The 1,564-nt window shown below is 54.5% G+C and carries 1 protein-coding gene and 1 pseudogene; both read left to right on the forward strand.

Going from position 1 to position 1,564, the window contains the following annotated elements; genetic code table 11:
* Positions 1 to 53: 53 nt before the first annotated feature.
* Positions 54 to 456 (forward strand): annotated as a pseudogene (locus tag HT737_RS03775) (cupin domain-containing protein).
* Positions 457 to 696: 240 nt separating this feature from the next.
* The gene (locus HT737_RS03780; protein ID WP_182401497.1) at positions 697 to 1,410 is read left to right on the forward strand and encodes an ATPase; all 714 of its coding nucleotides are present in this window, start codon (positions 697 to 699) and stop codon (positions 1,408 to 1,410) included.
* Positions 1,411 to 1,564 lie beyond the last annotated feature (154 nt).

Genomic DNA, 1,564 nt, shown 5'->3' on the forward strand with positions numbered 1-1,564 from the left:
CCCCACCCCGCAGACTACTGTGGTCACCACCCCTCCCCAACTGGTGATCGAACATGAAAGCCCTGCACCTCTTCACCGCCGTTCTCGCCCTGTCCATGTCTGCCGCCACCCTGGCCCACGACCCATCCGAGAAAGTCACCGTCCTGCAAGACCAGATGCTGAAAAACGCCCCCGGCAAGAAAGCCATGATGATTGAAGTCGACTACAAACCCGGGCAGTCCTCCATCGCCCACAAGCACGACGGTACCGCCATGGCCTATGTGCTCGAAGGCGAAGTGATTTCCCAGGTCAAGGGCGAACAGCCGATCACCTACAAGAAAGGCCAGTTCTGGTACGAACCGGCCGGCTCCGAACATCTGGTGTCGAAAAAACGCCAGCAAAAGCAAACCGGCGAAGTTGCTGGTGTTCATGGTATTGGCGCCGGACGAACAAGTGCTGATCCCGTTGAAAAACTGATGGTTGTTGGCACAGCATAAATAAAAAGGCGCAAAACCCTGTTTTGCGCCTTTTTATGTCCGGACGAAATTAACCGTTTTGCCTTAAAGCCAATAAAACTAATACATCGCCACAACACGGAAAATTGTCAGCTTATTTACAGGTTGGCGGGTTTAGTCTGAATCAACTGTCGTGCGCCCGTCACAAACAGCCGCGACAACTCTGACGTTCCGACTGAAGTTGCTTCACGGGAGACTCACCATGAAACTTGCCTTTGCCAGTACCCTGGCGATATCGGTTTTAGCCTTGTCCGCCTGTTCCGTACCCACCGCGCCGAAAGCGCTTTCGTCCCTCGACACGCTGTTTACCCAACCGGTCGGCCGCAGCAGCGCCGCCCAGGTGAAAAGCGGTCCCGACGTGTCACTGGGCGTGGTCTACAGCCCGAGCACCCAGACCAACCGCGAATACCTGCGTGACTATCAGGCCAACGCCGGCACCGGTTTCGGCCAGAGCCTGCTGGTGCAGCCGATCCACGACGCCTACGTCAACACCTCGAAACCGGACATGGCCGTGGACTGGGTCAAGGCCTCGCTGCAACGCCAGTTCGGCTCCGTCACGGTGTACCCGGACATGCAAAGTTTGCGTGCAGCGCATCCCGACGTGGTGGCGATCATCGACACCCACAGCCAGTTGATCACCTCGCGCAGTTCCGACATCAAGGCTGATGTGAGTGCGGATTTTTATGATGCGAAGTTGAACTACATCGGTACAGCAAAAGGTTCTGAAGCGAAAGAACTGACGCCAGTGTGGGCCGACTTCAAAGGCTCGGAAGAAATCGTCGCGGATATTAATCAGCAACAGGATGTGCAAGTTCGGGCGTTGCAGAAGTTTGATCAGTCGTTGAGTAATTTATTGACCAAGGCGACAGATAAAGTGTCGATGCTTGATAACAAACAAACACCTGACTTGTATTGAAAGTAAGGCCCTCATCGCTGGCAAGCCAGCTCCCACAGGGATCTGCGGTGAACACAAATTCTGTGAACAATCGAGAAACCTGTGGGAGCTGGCTTGCCAGCGAATGAGGCCCGATTAATCAACACAAAATCCATCAGACATAAAAAAGCGCCGG

The organism is Pseudomonas sp. MD195_PC81_125, from assembly GCF_014060985.1.
GTDB classification, from domain to species: Bacteria; Pseudomonadota; Gammaproteobacteria; order Pseudomonadales; family Pseudomonadaceae; genus Aquipseudomonas; species Aquipseudomonas parakoreensis.

Excerpts from the sequence above, each read along its gene's own strand:
- HT737_RS03780 (WP_182401497.1), top strand. The coding sequence starts at position 697 with ATGAAACTTGCCTTTGCCAGTACCCTGGCGATATCGGTTTTAGCCTTG.